The 16,018-nt window shown below is 59.9% G+C and carries 9 protein-coding genes, 3 rRNA genes and 1 pseudogene; 2 read left to right on the forward strand and 11 right to left on the reverse strand.

The window, feature by feature from the left end; all coding sequences use genetic code 11:
- Positions 1–16: 16 nt before the first annotated feature.
- Positions 17–1,897, reverse strand: a complete 1,881-nt coding sequence (locus tag CGLY_RS15545; RefSeq protein ID WP_038550533.1) for a siderophore-interacting protein — start codon at positions 1,895–1,897, stop codon at positions 17–19.
- A 97-nt stretch (positions 1,898–1,994) separates the two neighbouring features.
- The gene (locus tag CGLY_RS15550; RefSeq protein ID WP_158407407.1) at positions 1,995–3,536 is read right to left on the reverse strand and encodes a helix-turn-helix domain-containing protein; all 1,542 of its coding nucleotides are present in this window, start codon (positions 3,534–3,536) and stop codon (positions 1,995–1,997) included.
- A gap of 89 nt (positions 3,537–3,625) precedes the next feature.
- Between CGLY_RS15550 and CGLY_RS15555 the strand changes: the two genes are divergently transcribed.
- Positions 3,626–4,609, forward strand: coding sequence for an ABC transporter substrate-binding protein (locus CGLY_RS15555; protein ID WP_052540429.1), 984 nt, complete (start codon positions 3,626–3,628; stop codon positions 4,607–4,609).
- Between the two features lie 25 nt (positions 4,610–4,634).
- Here CGLY_RS15555 and CGLY_RS15560 read toward each other — a convergent pair whose 3' ends face one another.
- The 3 genes from CGLY_RS15560 to CGLY_RS17990 all read right to left on the reverse strand — a co-directional run bounded on the left by CGLY_RS15560 (position 4,635) and on the right by CGLY_RS17990 (position 6,635).
- Positions 4,635–5,321, reverse strand: a complete 687-nt coding sequence (locus CGLY_RS15560) for a TetR/AcrR family transcriptional regulator (protein ID WP_038550536.1) — start codon at positions 5,319–5,321, stop codon at positions 4,635–4,637.
- Between the two features lie 129 nt (positions 5,322–5,450).
- Positions 5,451–6,356 carry a universal stress protein gene (locus tag CGLY_RS15565; RefSeq protein ID WP_038550537.1) on the reverse strand — a complete coding sequence of 302 codons (906 nt, stop codon included), beginning with the start codon at positions 6,354–6,356 and terminating at the stop codon, positions 5,451–5,453.
- A gap of 156 nt (positions 6,357–6,512) precedes the next feature.
- Entirely contained in the window at positions 6,513–6,635 is a 123-nt protein-coding gene (locus CGLY_RS17990) for a hypothetical protein (RefSeq protein ID WP_255372532.1), read from the reverse strand.
- A gap of 99 nt (positions 6,636–6,734) precedes the next feature.
- On the opposite strand from CGLY_RS17990, the gene CGLY_RS15570 reads away from it, so the two are divergent.
- Positions 6,735–7,769: a pseudouridine synthase gene (locus tag CGLY_RS15570; RefSeq protein ID WP_227590308.1), complete on the forward strand. Its 1,035-nt coding sequence runs from the start codon at positions 6,735–6,737 to the stop codon at positions 7,767–7,769.
- 138 nt (positions 7,770–7,907) lie between these two features.
- Here the strand turns inward: CGLY_RS15570 and rrf are convergent.
- The 6 genes and pseudogenes from rrf to CGLY_RS18140 all read right to left on the reverse strand — a co-directional run.
- Positions 7,908–8,024, reverse strand: a 5S ribosomal RNA gene (gene rrf / locus CGLY_RS15575).
- Positions 8,025–8,195: 171 nt separating this feature from the next.
- Positions 8,196–11,274: ribosomal RNA gene (locus CGLY_RS15580) — 23S ribosomal RNA — on the reverse strand.
- Positions 11,275–11,616: 342 nt separating this feature from the next.
- Positions 11,617–13,144, reverse strand: a 16S ribosomal RNA gene (locus CGLY_RS15585).
- The 16S, 23S and 5S rRNA genes sit together here, the layout of an rRNA operon.
- Positions 13,145–14,147: 1,003 nt before the next feature.
- Positions 14,148–14,927 (reverse strand): TSUP family transporter, encoded by a 780-nt coding sequence (locus CGLY_RS15590; RefSeq protein WP_038550540.1) that lies wholly within the window; start codon positions 14,925–14,927, stop codon positions 14,148–14,150.
- A 206-nt stretch (positions 14,928–15,133) separates the two neighbouring features.
- Positions 15,134–15,304, reverse strand: coding sequence for a hypothetical protein (locus CGLY_RS17885; RefSeq protein ID WP_227590466.1), 171 nt, complete (start codon positions 15,302–15,304; stop codon positions 15,134–15,136).
- A 203-nt stretch (positions 15,305–15,507) separates the two neighbouring features.
- Positions 15,508–15,744 (reverse strand): annotated as a pseudogene (locus tag CGLY_RS18140) (hypothetical protein); the annotation flags it as partial.
- Positions 15,745–16,018 lie beyond the last annotated feature (274 nt).

Raw genomic sequence — 16,018 nt, forward strand, 5'->3', positions numbered from 1 at the left:
CTAAAGCTCCATGTTGCTACCGCCCTGTGGCAGTCAACGTGTAGATGGTCCGGTCCCAGCCGAACTTCTCTTTCCCCGAGGCCGTGACCCCCGCATCCTCGAAGACCGCCGCCAACTCCTCATCGGTACGGTAACCCGAGCCCCAGACAGCGAGAGACAACACATCGTTCTCCGCGGCATGTTCATCGATGCGTCCGGTCACGTCGAACGTGTCCTCCACCGCAAGAACCTTTCCCGTCCGGTCCGCCAGGTGCGCAAGCAGGTGGGAGGCATCGACATCCGGCAATGTTCCCAGTAGATGTATCAGCAGAACAGCATCTGGCCGACTCCCCGGTGTCTCTCCCGCCAATTCACCGAACAATGATCCGGCCACCACCGAGATCCGCTCACGCTGTTCTGCGGTCACACCACCCATGTCTGCCAGCGCCTTGGTAAGGAAATCTGCCTGCGAGGGTATCGCCACAATACTGATGCGCATACCCGCGTGCTCCTCAACCAGGGCCGCCGCCAGATTTGCTGCGCCGTTGCCGTGGAGCACCACGTGATCCAGATCTTTCACTGCCTCAGTTTCTGCCAGAGGACCCGCCTGGTAGCGGGCGAAATCCTCCATGCCTTCCTGCAGCTTGTCTTCATACCACTGTTCGGAACGGAGTCCACCGTAAGTCTGCCCGGTCACGGACCTGTACACGGCCTCACCGGTCACCACCGCCTCGGTGAGACCCCGCCAGCCGAGTTCCAGACGGGCGTGCGCACCGTCGTGGTGGAGAACGGCGAGGACGTCGTCGACGGTCAGGAACTCTCCCGTCTCTGACAACGCAAAGTGCCCGGGTGAGGTCTCCAGCAGAATGTCCAGGGCGGCAAGATAACGCAGCAGTTTTCCTAGTGCCCGAGGGTTCGCCCCGGTCGTCTCAGCCAGGGCACCGACACTGGTGGTCCCGTGGAAAATGAGGTTCCCCAGGTCCAGGTCGGCGGCGGTACGGAGTGCGTAGGCAGGGCCGATTTCCGCCAGCTCGTGAAACGTCTCCCACGCTTCGGGGTTCGCTTCCGGATCAGGAATCGCCGGGTCGTCGTCGAGCGTCACGACCTCGCCCTGGCGCCAGTACCCGGTGAAGTCGATGTCCTTCTTGTCCATACCCCGCTCTGCGATGAGATGACGACGGATGTGCTTGACCGGACCGGATTCTCCGCCGATCCAGGCGAAAGCATGCCCCTCCCACCAGTCCATGTTCTCCACGGCGTCAGTCAGCAACGTCGTCGTTCCTGCGGGTTGCCCGCCTCGAGGCAACCAGGTGACGTGTACACCCGGGAGCTGGCGCAGCGGAGCACGGTGGGAGGGTACAGCAATCTCAATGAACACCTGCGCCCGGGCGTCCTCCGGAAGACTTTCGAGCAGTCGGGCGATCGCGGGGATTGCGGTGTCTTCCCCGACCACGAGGAGCCAGTCGGCGTCGGGCAGCGCCGAGCTGGTCGGTGGGCCGGCAAAGTGCATGGTGTCACCGGGCGCGCAACGGTACGCCCAGTTGGTGGCGACGCCGACACCGTGCTTGACGAAATCCACGGTGAGTTCCGTTTGGCCCGTAGTCGAATTATCGAAAGCCCGTACGGTGTAGTCCTTGCCAATCGGACGCGGGTCCTTCGGTATCTCGATCGTCCCGTGCTTCTGAACCGGCAGCACAGGTTCATTCTCGCCAGGGTAGGGGAAGAAGAGTTTGATGCTGTCATCGAATCCGGTGCTGGTGAACGCCGGCAGTTCCATACCGTCACGGGTGAAGGCTCCGAGCTCGTCGCCGGTGAAAACAATGCGGCGCAATGCAGGTGTGATGTCCTCGATGCGCGAGACGTTCACCCTGCGCAGCGTGATGGGGTTGGTGGTGATGTCACGGTTGACGATCGGCACGGTGCTCCTCAGGGACCAGCATTGCGTAAAAGAAACAATTCACTGGCGGATGTTACGAGGCAACAGCGCTACCCGGTGAACCGGAAGCGCCAGGTACTTAACGTGGCGGACGCCTCACGAATTCACGGGGGCTCATCCCCACCTCCTCCCGAAAGTCCCTGCTAAAAGCGCTGAGGTGCGTGTACCCCACCCGGCGTGCCGTCGCCGACGGAGCCACCCCCTGGTCAAGCAGCTCCATGGCGCGACGGACCCGCGCGATTCTCCGCCACCGCCCGTACCCCCGTCCGGTCTCTTCCCGGAACCACCGGTTCACGGTTCTCGAGCTGACCCCGACGTCCTCGGCCCATTGTGGTGTCGTCGTCCTGCCGGCGAGATCGTCCAACGTCTTTTGTGCGATGAGCCGCGCAGCCGGCGTAACGGGCATCATGAGAGCGGCGTCCTCGATGTCACGCCGCCGCTGCACCAGCCCACCGAACACCTCGAGCACCTCCGTCGGGTCATACCCCTCAGGACGTAGCAGCGTGACGCTCGAGACAACATTGTGGAGCATGAACGCCTGCCACGTCGACGGCACTCGGGTCACGACGACGTCGTCCCCACGCACATCAAGCAGGTCTGCGGGAAACGCCATAGGAAGAGCAACCGCGCCGTCGTCCACCATCACCTCGTGGGAGTGGCCGGCCGGCATCCACACCGCGTCCCCGTCCGAGAGTTCGATATGCCGGTCGTCGACACTCACCCTCGCGGTCCCGCGGTACATCCATAACACCACATGGGTGTCCCGGTAGGTACGGCGTGCAGCCACAGAAGCAGGGATCGGTGGCGCCGTCCTTGCGGTCGAGGTACCGCCTGTGAGTGCATCTGCGAAGCGAGTCGTCCGTCGCTCCTCTGAAGCTCTCTCCCCATCTCCTACGGCGTTGTGCCCCTGAGCCCAACAGGCTGGCGTCTGCCCGAATCGGTCAGAAAAAGCACGGATGAACCCGTGGGAACTCGCGAATCCGACACGGTCAGCGGCCCAGGACACCGGATAGCCTGCGAGCAGATACTCGCGGGCGGCGTGCAGTCTCATCGCAGTGCGCCATGCACCAGGTGTCATTCCCGTTTCCTTGAGGAAGGCCCGTCGCAGACTCTGGACACTGATACCCACCGCCGACGCGAGATCACGCAGAAGCCTCGGGTCCGCCGGGAAACGCCACAGGTGCCGGGCAATGCCTCCAGCAAGGGAGCTCGTCGGACACACAGGTGCTTCAGGCTGGTCGTCTCGCCGGTCCAGCTCCGCAAGTAACTCATCGCCGGTGTATCCGGGCGATCGCATCGGTGATACCCAGGCGGCGAAATGGTGCAGAATCCAGGCATTCCAGGACGCGTCAACAGCAATGACAACCGGTGCCGAGAGATCCGTGACCGCCCACTCAGGAATAAGCACCGGAATAACGAGGCTGCCGACGTGCACGGTGATCTCGTAGGGGACGCCAGCCGGCACGACGAGACACTCGCCGGATCCGAACTCGACCACACCGCCCGGGCTGCGCACCGTCGCGGTCCCCGTGTACACCCAGAGCGCGCAGTGTTGGGTCGCATGGGTCCTCTCCGCTTCATGCGCGCCAGGGAACCCCGGGGCGGACTTTTCGTCAAGCATCTGTACGTTCTCGTCCACCAACATGCATAAGGGAAGCATATCCTTACCACGCCACTCTCCTGACACCCGCACATCCGAAGGACCACACCGTGACCGCACGAACCATCCGCAAGACATCACGCTTAGTCGCTGCCATCGTCGGGATTTCACTCACGATGACGCTCGTCGCCTGCGGCAGTGACGCTGACGATGATGACCGCGTCGCCGCGACGCACGCAAACAGCGACTACTACCCACACACGCAAACCACGGCCTTCGGGGACGCCACCATCGAGGCGCAACCCAAACGTGTGCTCGCACTCACCCCGACCGCCGCCGACGAACTCCTCGCACTTGGCATCACCCCCATCGCCGTCGGTACGGATCCCGACCAACTGGACGTCACCGCACCCTGGATCGCCGATGACATCCGCGACCTCTCCGACGCAGACCTGGTCGCTAACGCCAGAGACGTCAATGCGGAAAATGTGGCGAACACTGAGCCAGACCTGATCATCGGGGCTCCCTGGCAGTTCAGTGACGCATCCGTCTGGGAAAGGATCAACTCCATCGCGCCGACAATCATCCCGGCGACCGCTGATGCTGCCAACGTCGGCTGGGAAGCTTCGCTACGCACCACGGCCGAGGCGGTTGGTATGGAAGACAAGGCCGATGACATCATCACGGAGGTCAAGACCGAGTACAAAGGCGCCGCGGGAGACGTGCCCGCGGGGAAGACCTATAACTTCACCGGCTACAGCGAAAGCATGGATTTCTTCTCCGGGAATGGCTCGGTCTTCCAGCTCTTCGGGTTATCTCCGTCCGACAGCCAGGACGACTCCCAAACCCGGTCCGCCTTGTCGGTGGAGAACACCGACCAGCTCACCGGCGACCTGCTCGCGATATGGCCTCAGACCGACACTGACCGCAGAGCACTCGACGACAACCAGGCATTCCAACAGCTACCCGCAGTTGAAAACGACGCCGTGTACTACGCCGATACACAGGATGCGAACGCCATCAACGCTGCCGGACCACATTCGCTGCGGTGGTTCCTGGACCGGATCACCCCGACGGTGAAGAAACTCGGCTAGACGCCCCAGGCAATCACTGTCTTATTCAGATGCTGTACATCATCGGTGCGGTGTACAGCAGCTGCTTGGCGAGCTCCCGCGCCGTTTCCAGCGGAGTGACCGTCCGGTTCATCTTCGCCCCGGCGATACCGCCGTCGAGGAAGACCATCAACTGGTCGGCGAGCGTACGGGAGGCGTAACCGAACTTCTCGGTGAGCAGGTCCGCCATGGTGTCTCGACACCAGCGGCGGTGTTCGAGTGCAGCAGCACGGATACGATGCTCACTGTCGGTGTCCGGCCGCGGGTACTCGCTGGCCGCGTTCTGGAAGTGGGATCCGCGGTAGTTCTCCCCCGGCTGATCCGCGATACACATGTCGAAGAATGCGAGGATACGGTCCTCGGGCTTCGGACGGTCGTCACACATCTTCTCCCAGCGTTCACGCCAGTCCTTGTCCAGTTCCTCGAGGTAGGACACCACGAGATTGTCCTTCGAACCGAACAGCGAGTAGAGACTCGCCTTTGCCACGTCCGCGTCCCGAAGAATCCGGTCGATACCGATGACACGGATACCTTCGGTGGTGAAGAGGTGCGTAGCGCTCCCCAGCAGTCGCTGCCGCGGCCCCGGACGATTCCGCCGGCGTGACGTTGAAGGGACCTTCGCCGCCTTCGACTTTTTCTCTTTGGACGGGGACGCGTCGCTGCCGTCGGTCGTCGTGGAACCGGAGCCGGCCATGTCGTCCCTCCATATGTGCGGGGTAGTTCTGTCGACGGGACATACCCGCCGTTCCTGCCGTATTTTACACACGCCGGTGCCGCCACCGACACACTGTCAGCAGCGGCACCGGGTCGTGCCGACGCACGCCTACTTAGACGTCGGACGCACGACCATCATCGGGCACGGCGCATACTGCAGGAGAGCCCGTGACGTGGATCCGAGAAGCATGCCCCGGAACCCGCCCCGACCGTGGGAGCCGAGGACCAGCAACTGGGCGTCGTCAGCATTGTCCTTGAGGACCTGGATCGGGCGGTCGCGATCAACCACCTCCTCAACCTTGACATCCGGGTACTTCTCCCGCATCGGAGCGATTTCATCCTGGAGGATCTTCCGTTCCTGCGCGGACATCGAGTCGAGCTGGCTCTGTACCGCTGCCAGGCCGACGAGACTCGTCTGAACCTGGGCGTCCGCCCAGCTGTGGACCGCCCGCAGGGTCGCGCCGCGGGCGTCTGCTTCGCGGAACGCATACTCCAGAGCCTTGCGCGAGACATCCGAACCATCGACGCCGACGACGACCGGGCCGTACTTGTTGTTTACCGTGACATCGTTGTCCTTACGCACAACGACCACGGGGCTCGACGCATGAGAGACGACGGCCGACGAGACTGAGCCCAAGACGAGCCCGGAGAGCCCGCCGAGGCCGCGGGAGCCCATGACGACGATGTCAGCTTCCTCGGACAGCTGCAGCAGAAGATCGATGGGAGTGGACTCAGCAATGTAGTAGCTGACCTCGATGTTCTCGTCGAAACTGCGAACCAGCTCGCGCGCTTCGTTGATCTTTGCCATCGCCTCCTCTTCGAGCTGGTCGTAAAGCTCCTGGGGAGGGATCATGCCATCCGCGTACATGAACTGGGGCATGGTGTAGGCCGTGACGAGCTTCAACGGCGCGCTTCGCTTGGCTGCTGCGTTGGCTGCCCACGCGACAGCTGCGGCCCCTGCGTCAGAGCCGTCAACAGCGACGACGATTTCATTGGTGGCCTTGGCGTCCGACATCTCGGAACCCCTTTCAGGTCGGTGACTTCCATCCACTGCCCATTATCCCCCGGGGGGAGGTTCACCGCAGAAAACCTCCCATTCAGGGGTAGACCACACCACCCCGGGTGGTCCGGGCGGGGGTGGGTATACTTAGTCGGCGCCGTAAGATCCCGATCAGGGTTTCGGCGCCCCCGGAGCGTTGCTCGGGAAGAGTAGTTCGTAGACGAACTCCACAGCCCCGAGGACGGCCTGGCCGATGGTTGTCTGAAGAAAATCGACGATCTGTGAAATATCCATGGACAGGAGCTTAGCCTGCGAAATCCACCCCTCCCAATAGTCGACGGGCTCAACCCGTCACGCGTCCGGGTCGATGCAGAAGCGCCTGCACTGGAGGTGGTGCAGCACCTGATCGCCAGCCAGCAACACCACGACCCGACGGACGACATCAACGCCGTACTAAGACGCTTCAGCGATGGGTCCGTCCGTCTGGACGACGGACGAGCCCTCGCTCCCGACGATGTGGTGCCGGCGGGCGTATTCATCTGGTTCTACCGACGGCCTGCACCCGAACGTCATGTGCCGGGAGAGCTACGTGAGCTATACCGGGATGAACGCTTGCTGGTCGTCGACAAGCCGCCGTTTATGTCGACCCTGCCGCGCGGACAGCACATCACCGAGACCGCTGTCGTGCGCGCACGACGGCAGTTCGGGATCAACTCCCTCTCACCGGCCCACCGGCTCGACCGGCTCACACGAGGCGTACTTCTGTTCACGATGACCCAGGACGTCCGTGGCGCATACCAGCGCCTCTTTGAGAGCCGGAGTGTGCGTAAAACGTACGAAGCCGTGACACCTGTGCCGGCCGGGTGGGGCGAACTGCTCGCCCCCGGGGAATTTAACCGGGAGGACTCGGTCTTTCTTCCGGTCCCCGCAGGAGCCTTCGGGCATGGCAGCACCTCTGGGTTCTACCCCGAGCCCTCCCCTGAGCGCCCGTGGGTCCTCCGCCATCATATGGTGAAACTGCGCGGACGGATGGCCACCTATCTGACAGACGATGAGCCGAATGCAGAGACAAGAGTAACCGGTGTCCGTCTGGTGGGTGCCGACAATGACATCGGGAAAACTGCTGAGAGTAAGGCGAGTTCTGTTCCCCGGATTGTGTGGACGCTGGAGCCGCATAGCGGGAGAACACACCAACTGCGGGTAAACATGAGGCTGTTCGGTACCCCGATAGTCTCTGACCCTTTGTACGGAGAATTGAGCGATGCAGCTCTGTGGGACGTCGACGGGAAAATGCCGTTCGTACCGTCAGTCGCCGACGAAGACTTCAACCACCCCATGGGATTGACCGCGGTTGCTCTGTCGTTGTCTGACCCGTTCAGTGGTGACCACCGCAGCTTCCACAGCTCCTACACCCCACACAACCTCTGAAAACCACCACCCCACCCCCCCGCCGGGGCCGGGCGGCCAGCCGCACCCCCCGGACCACACACACCCACACACACAAAAAAAGAGAGGCCCCAGCAGCCAGCCACAAAGCTGACCACCGGGACCTCCCCAGACACTTAATGCCGGCGGCGTCCTACTCTCCCACACCCTCCCGGGTGCAGTACCATCGGCGCAGGCAGGCTTAGCTTCCGGGTTCGGAAAGGGACCGGGCGTGACCCCACCGCTAAAACCACCGACAAACACACACGAAACAAACACACACCCAACCCCGCCAACAAACCCTCCCCAGGGACAAAACCCCACAAAAGAGAAGCCAACAGACTGGTGCACTGTGCCGTTCCAGACACTGCACAATGAACGCGAAAATACCTTCACACTACTACACAACAGAACCACTCGTTACAACGTTAATGTCATCCTCGGTCAATTAGTACCGGTCACCTCCAACACTCACATGCTGTCCAGATCCGGCCTATCAACCCCGTCGTCTACAGGGAACCTCAAACGAAACCTCATCTCGAAACAGGCTTCCCGCTTAGATGCTTTCAGCGGTTATCCCTCCCATACGTAGCCAACCAGCCATGCCACGGGCGTGACAACTGGCCCACCAGAGGTATGTCCAACCCGGTCCTCTCGTACTAGGGTCAGCCTTTCTCAAGTTTCAACGCGCACGGCGGATAGAGACCGAACTGTCTCACGACGTTCTAAACCCAGCTCGCGTGCCGCTTTAATGGGCGAACAGCCCAACCCTTGGGACCAACTCCAGCCCCAGGATGCGACGAGCCGACATCGAGGTGCCAAACCATCCCGTCGATATGGACTCTTGGGGAAGATCAGCCTGTTATCCCCGGGGTACCTTTTATCCGTTGAGCGACACCGCTTCCACAAGCCGGTGCCGGATCACTAGTCCCTACTTTCGTACCTGCTCGACCTGTCAGTCTCACAGTCAAGCTCCCTTGTGCACTTACACTCAACACCTGATTACCAACCAGGCTGAGGGAACCTTTGGGCGCCTCCGTTACTCTTTGGGAGGCAACCGCCCCAGTTAAACTACCCACCAGGCACTGTCCCTAACCCAGATCATGGGCCGAGGTTCAGATATCCAGCACGATCAGAGTGGTATTTCAACAACGACTCCACAACCACTAGCGTGGCCGCTTCACAGTCTCCCACCTATCCTACACAAACCGAACCGAACACCAATACCAAGCTATAGTGAAGGTCCCGGGGTCTTTTCGTCCTGCCGCGCGTAACGAGCATCTTTACTCGTACTGCAATTTCGCCGGGCCTGTGGTTGAGACAGCAGGGAAGTCGTTACGCCATTCGTGCAGGTCGGAACTTACCCGACAAGGAATTTCGCTACCTTAGGATGGTTATAGTTACCACCGCCGTTTACTGGGGCTTAAATTCTCCGCTTCGGTGTTACCACCTAACAGGTCCTCTTAACCTTCCAGCACCGGGCAGGCGTCAGTCCGTATACATCGACTTACCGTCTTCGCACGGACCTGTGTTTTTAGTAAACAGTCGCTTCCCTCTATCCTCTGCGACCCACACCAGCTCCAGCCGAAAAAGCCTTCACCAGCACGGGCCCCCCTTCTCCCGAAGTTACGGGGGCATTTTGCCGAGTTCCTTAACCACAGTTCACCCGATCGCCTTAGTATTCTCTACCTGACCACCTGTGTCGGTTTGGGGTACGGGCCGAATGTGCACATCGCTAGAGGCTTTTCTCGACAGCATAGGATCACCGACATCCCCGCAAACGGGTACGCATCACGCCTCACCCATCATGAACCCCGGATTTACCTAGGGCTCGGGCCACACGCTTACACCACAATCCAATAAGTGGCTCGGCTACCTTCCTGCGTCACCCCATCACTTGGCTACTACCAATTCAGGTCCCGCGCATCCACACACACCAAGCCCACAAAGTAGACCCAGCACACGCTTCAGGGCGGTTAGTATCACTGATTCACCATGGTCGCACACACACGGGTACGGGAATATCAACCCGTTATCCATCGACTACGCCTGTCGGCCTCGCCTTAGGCCCCGACTCACCCTGGGAAGATTAACTTGACCCAGGAACCCTTGGTCATCCGGCGGATGAGGTTCTCACTCATCATTCGCTACTCATGCCTGCATTCTCACTCGCATAGCGTCCAGCACTGGGTCACCCCGCACCTTCACTCGCTACACGACGCTCCCCTACCAACCCACACCCAAAGGTGCAAGTTCCGCGGCTTCGGCGGTGTACTTGAGCCCCACTACATTGTCGGCGCAGAACCACTCGACCAGTGAGCTATTACGCACTCTTTCAAGGATGGCTGCTTCTAAGCCAACCTCCTGGCTGTCTTCGCGATCCCACATCCTTTTCCACTTAGTACACCCTTAGGGGCCTTAGCCGGCGATCTGGGCTGTTTCCCTCTCGACTACGAAGCTTATCCCCCGCAGTCTCACTGCCGCGCTCTCACTTACCGGCATTCGGAGTTTGGCTGATGTCGCTAAGATGGTAGTCCCGCTAAACCAACCAGTAGCTCTACCTCCGGCAAGAAACACACGACGCTGCACCTAAATGCATTTCGGGGAGAACCAGCTATCACGGAGTTTGATTGGCCTTTCACCCCTACCCACAACTCATCCCCTCAGTTTTCAACCTAAGTGGGTTCGCGCCTCCACGACGTCTTACCGTCGCTTCACACTGGCCATGGGTAGATCACCCCGCTTCGGGTCCAGGACACGCCACTAACAACACACTAGTTAGTATTCGCTTTCGCTACGGCTACCCCACACGGGTTAACCTCGCGACGTGCCGCTGACTCGCAGGCTCATTCTTCAAAAGGCACGCCATCACCCCACAAGGAGGCTCTGACGGATTGTAGGCACACGGTTTCAGGTACTATTTCACTCCCCTCCCGGGGTACTTTTCACCATTCCCTCACGGTACTATCCGCTATCGGTCACAACAAGTATTCAGGCTTACCGGGTGGTCCCGGCAGATTCACAGCAGATTCCACGAGCCCGCTGCTACTCGGGGACACTTGCAACCCACATGCATGATGCTTTCACGTACCGGACTCTCACCGTCTACGGCAGGCCATTCCAAACCACTTCCGCTAACACCACACACACAGGCGGCAGGCTGACAGACCCACCACACAAGACCCCACAACACCCCACATGCAACCCCTGCCAGGTATCACACACATAAGGTTTAGCCAAACATCCGATTTCGCTCGCCGCTACTCACGGAATCACTATTGTTTTCTTCTCCTACGGGTACTGAGATGTTTCACTTCCCCGCGTTCCCTCCACACCAGCTATACATTCACCAGTGGGTGACCGCGCATAACCACGGCCGGGTTTCCCCATTCGGACATCCTCGGATCAACGCTCAGTTGGCAACTCCCCGAGGCATTTCGCAGCCTCTCACGTCCTTCATCGGCTCATTGTGCCAAGGCATCCACCGTGCGCCCTTCACAGACAACACTAAAACAAACAAAGATGACTCTACAAAAATTGCATAAAATAAAGAAGATACTCGCGTCCACTATACAGTTCTCAAACAACACGACACCCACAACCACACGCACACCACTGCACGCACAATCAAGAAGATGCCCAACAAAAAGGAGCATGCTGCCCCAGACACCCAACACCGCAACACACCAAGCAACACTTTTTCGCCGACACCACATAAAGCCATGCGACAAACAAACGATGATCCAGACAACGATCTCCACCCGGATTCAACAAAACAGACTACGCAAACCCCCCACCCACACTCAACGCGGGCAAGGCAAGTAAGGCCTGTAACCAAAAAGCTCCTTAGAAAGGAGGTGATCCAGCCGCACCTTCCGGTACGGCTACCTTGTTACGACTTCGTCCCAATCGCCGATCCCACCTTCGACAGCTCCCTAACGAGTTTGGGCCACTGGCTTCGGGTGTTACCAACTTTCATGACGTGACGGGCGGTGTGTACAAGGCCCGGGAACGTATTCACCGCAGCGTTGCTGATCTGCGATTACTAGCGACTCCGACTTCATGGAGTCGAGTTGCAGACTCCAATCCGAACTGAGACCGGCTTTAAGGGATTAGCTCCACCTCACGGTATCGCAACCCACTGTACCGACCATTGTAGCATGTGTGAAGCCCTGGACATAAGGGGCATGATGATTTGACGTCATCCCCACCTTCCTCCGAGTTAACCCCGGCAGTCTCTCGCGAGTCCCCACCATAACGTGCTGGCAACACAAGACAAGGGTTGCGCTCGTTGCGGGACTTAACCCAACATCTCACGACACGAGCTGACGACAACCATGCACCACCTGTATACAGACCACAAGGGAAAACACATCTCTGTGCCGATCCTGCATATGTCAAGCCCAGGTAAGGTTCTTCGCGTTGCATCGAATTAATCCACATGCTCCGCCGCTTGTGCGGGCCCCCGTCAATTCCTTTGAGTTTTAGCCTTGCGGCCGTACTCCCCAGGCGGGGCGCTTAATGCGTTAGCTACGGCACGGAAGTCGTGGAAGACCCCCACACCTAGCGCCCACCGTTTACGGCATGGACTACCAGGGTATCTAATCCTGTTCGCTACCCATGCTTTCGCTCCTCAGCGTCAGTAACTGCCCAGAGACCTGCCTTCGCCATCGGTGTTCCTCCTGATATCTGCGCATTTCACCGCTACACCAGGAATTCCAGTCTCCCCTACAGTACTCAAGTTATGCCCGTATCGCCTGCACGCCCGGAGTTAAGCCCCGGAATTTCACAGACGACGTGACAAACCACCTACGAGCTCTTTACGCCCAGTAATTCCGGACAACGCTCGCACCCTACGTATTACCGCGGCTGCTGGCACGTAGTTAGCCGGTGCTTCTTCTACCACTACCGTCACTGACCCAACAAGGCCAGCTTCGTCATGGCTGAAAGGAGTTTACAACCCGAAGGCCTTCATCCCCCACGCGGCGTCGCTGCATCAGGCTTGCGCCCATTGTGCAATATTCCCCACTGCTGCCTCCCGTAGGAGTCTGGGCCGTGTCTCAGTCCCAATGTGGCCGTCCACCCTCTCAGGCCGGCTACCCGTCGACGCCTTGGTAGGCCATTACCCCACCAACAAGCTGATAGGCCGCGGGCTCATCCTGCACCGAAAAACTTTCCACCACCGACACTAAACGATGGTCCTATCCGGTATTAGACCCAGTTTCCCAGGCTTATCCCGAAGTGCAGGGCAGATCACCCACGTGTTACTCACCCGTTCGCCACTCGAGTACCCTGCAAGCAGGGCCTTTCCGTTCGACTTGCATGTGTTAAGCACGCCGCCAGCGTTCGTCCTGAGCCAGGATCAAACTCTCCATAAAAGCATATCAGCCCTACAAAAAGCCTGAACATACTGGCAAACAAAAAAATACTGAACTACTGACAAAAAATGTCAATCACATCAACCCACACCACCGGGGAGGTGGCACGAGCCGAAAAACATCAACACCAATCAGCAGCACAATAAGAAAAGAACAATATTTAACAAGCAATCACGCTTGCCGGTATCATCCCAAACCACCGCGCCACACAACCGGTGCGACAAAAAAATACTTGGTTTGTTACGCTATTGAGTTCTCAAACAACACACGCACACACAACCAACACACCGACCATTCCGGTCAGCACATCTCTTGCATGGCAGGCCCTGAATCCTACGACGATCCAACCAGATTCGCAAATCCGATCCCGCGTCCCTCGCGCCCTCAGGAAGCAACGAAGCTTACGTAGTCCGTCAGCGCCGTTCTCCTGCCGCACTCTGTGCGGTGTCGGTCGCTCTGACTCGCATTAATCTACACACCCCACACACACGACACAAAACACCAGGTCACGGCGTCGCAAGCGGACCGATCTGCTCGTCGGAACGTCATACGACGCATCCACACCCGTCCTTGGAGCTCAGTGCGTGGCGATCCGAACCATCTGGCTCACGCCCTGGACGCGGATCCAGCCTGCTCAGAGCTCAAAGGCTGTTGTGACCTAAGCCAGCAACATACAGATCGCACTGGTCACGTCCACCAAATGCCACGACCTGGTCAGCGCGATGTGCTGAACCGTCAGCTCCCCACTCGGTCACCATCTGGAAAAGACCAGAGGGTCGAAGCGTTCCACAAAGTCACGGTCGCAGGCTCGCAGATCCATGGACGGTACCGCTCCAGAGCATCGACGACACCGCACCACGGTAGACGCGCGCACCACTTCTCGCGGGAAGCGGGAATACGTTCGGCTGAGCCGACCCGACACCGTCGATCTCGATGCCGGTGTAGGCCAAAGGAGAACCTCATCCCCGGGGCCGCAGTCCCGCGACACTTCGTGATAACCAGTTCATACTCCTGAGCCGGCGAACTGATCATAGGCGAGTTTGGCCGACATCAGCACGACCACGACGAGTATGACCCCGCGTAAGAAGCCGGCCCCTCGGCCGAGGACCATCCGCGCGCCGATCTGTGCCCCGATGACGTTCGTGACAGCCAGCCCGAGACCAAGCAGCCACAGCACCTCGCCCTGCACCGCAAAAGTGACGAGAGCCCCGAGGTTAGTGAATACGTTAATGACCTTCGCCCAGGCAGCACTCGTGATGAAGTCGGCACTGAGGAGGCTGGTGAAGCCCATTATCAGGAACAGCCCCGTGCCCGGCCCGAAGGTGCCGTCATAGATGCTGACGGCAGCGACAAGTGCCAGGAGCGCAAGGACAGCACGGGGGGCGGATCGGGTGCTGCTCGGAGCGTCAACCTGGCCAAAGGACGGCCGGAACAGGATGAAAAGGCCGACAGCGACAAGAAGCACGATAATGACCGGTCGCATCAGCTCCTTGTCGACCGATGAGGCGATCATGGCTCCACCGGCCGAACCGACAAGCGCCAGCGGCGCATACCGGAGTGCTCTGACCGCCGCAGGAACTCTGCGTACCAGCACGGCGGCCGAACTCGCGGTACCGAAGATCGCAGCCACCTTATTCACCCCGAGTGCCTGGGCGTTGGACATTCCAGGATTCACAATCATGACCAGTGGGATAAGAATCAGTCCCCCGCCACCGACGATCGCGTCGACCCAGCCCGCAACCAGGGAACCGATGAGCAGGATCGTGATGACTGTAGAAGACAAGCCTGTCCATCCTTACTGCATGACTGCCACTGACCGCTGGCGCTGCCGGGCAGTGCCACCACCCGTCAGGTTAGCTGGCAGACCGCATTCCTGCGCGTCGTAGGATCCTTTCTCCCACGGATCCGCACCACGCATCTCCCAGGTTACTGCGCTTGCGCGGGACAGAGCCCCCACCCGCGCTGGGGCCTCGCGGTGTGCAAAGTCGCCTACCTGCCCCAGGAGAGGCCGGAACGACCCACGGAGACGCGCTCGTCATCGTCGCTTCCCGCCCAACCGCGTGTGCCACACCCCTGCGGGAGGTGGACCGCAACGCCAGAGCCCTGTCGGTACTCACGTTGATATCCGACCTGGCCGATGGCAGCGTCCGGAACTTCCATGCCCCGCACACCTGCCGACAACAATGCATCGACTGACGTCCGGCAGAGCCAGGTGTACAAACACAACACGTGGCGCTCCTGACACATCTGTGGATCCCGGCCCGCACCGGTAGTTCCGGTTGGTAGTCACCCAGATGAACCAGCGCCATCAACAGCTCCGGCGACCTGAACCCGAACGCCCCCCTCGCGAGTAATCGGATCTTCGTGATCGCCGACTCGATCCGCCCGTTGGACAACCCGTGCCCAATTGATGCCAGGACCGCCCCTGCATGCGGCCTCACCGTCTCGGCGCAGATCCAGGAACACCGTAATCCGACACCGTTGCGGCCACCCCATCCACCTGGCGAACGCCATCTCGGCCCGGCCCAACGGAAGCTTGAACAACCCCGTGCCCCCTCCTCGGGAGCATCGGTGGCCCACGTGAATACATGTGTCGGCACAGCGCACCGCGTTAGGGCAACGCTGGAGCGACGACATCAGCCATCCATCCCGCGCTTCGCGGTGACATGGGCGATTGCCGTCAATCGGGTCGTGCCCGACTGTCGCAGAGGCCGCGAGGGCGTTGCAGAAAACCTCCCAACACGTTCTTTGCGATGTGTTCGTCTGCGGTCCAAGACCTCGACTCACCCGGAGTGCGCACATAAACACATACCGCCGAACTATGGAGCGAATATGCAGGTAACCGACTCGTTCTAGGCTTCGACCGACATGCGT

The organism is Corynebacterium glyciniphilum AJ 3170, assembly GCF_000626675.1.
GTDB lineage: Bacteria > Actinomycetota > Actinomycetes > Mycobacteriales > Mycobacteriaceae > Corynebacterium > Corynebacterium glyciniphilum.

Coding starts and splice junctions, on each gene's coding strand:
- CGLY_RS15550 (WP_158407407.1), bottom strand. CDS start 3,536: ATGCTTGACGAAAAGTCCGCCCCGGGGTTCCCTGGCGCGCATGAAGCG.
- CGLY_RS15560 (WP_038550536.1), bottom strand. CDS start 5,321: ATGGCCGGCTCCGGTTCCACGACGACCGACGGCAGCGACGCGTCCCCG.
- CGLY_RS15565 (WP_038550537.1), bottom strand. CDS start 6,356: ATGTCGGACGCCAAGGCCACCAATGAAATCGTCGTCGCTGTTGACGGC.
- CGLY_RS17990 (WP_255372532.1), bottom strand. CDS start 6,635: ATGGATATTTCACAGATCGTCGATTTTCTTCAGACAACCATCGGCCAG.
- CGLY_RS17885 (WP_227590466.1), bottom strand. CDS start 15,304: ATGGAAGTTCCGGACGCTGCCATCGGCCAGGTCGGATATCAACGTGAG.